Below are 363 nucleotides of genomic sequence, written 5' to 3'. Positions count from 1 at the left end.
GCCCGGCGCCGCTGTGGCGCGGCATCTGGGCGAGCCGCTGGTGCTGATCGAGATTGCCGATGCGGGCGTGCGCCGGCCCAACCTGCTGGTCAGCCTGTCCGACGACGAACTGTCCCCGGCCGGCCTGGCCGCCCGCAGCGTGCTGGACAGCGTGGCGCGTGGGCTGGTGACGGCGGGCCGCTGGCCCGGGGCGACCCTTCACAAATCCTGAAGACCTCCCGCCGGCGTGGGGCTGGTTGTGACGCGGACGTCTCAGTACAGTGGGGGGGATTACATATCCAGAAAATCCCCCGGAGACCCGCATGACCATCCGCATGCCGCGCCGTGCCGTGCTCAAGGCCTGCCTTGGCGCCGCCGCCACCC

1 pseudogene is annotated in these 363 nt (G+C 71.6%); it reads left to right on the top strand.

What is annotated here, in order from left to right:
* Nucleotides 1-211, top strand: a pseudogene (locus AC1DHL_RS30210) (LysR family transcriptional regulator); the annotation flags it as partial.
* Nucleotides 212-363: the final 152 nt, after the last annotated feature.

This window comes from Variovorax sp. 10L426 (genome assembly GCF_056395305.1).
This window is presented reverse-complemented; position numbering and strand designations above follow the sequence as displayed.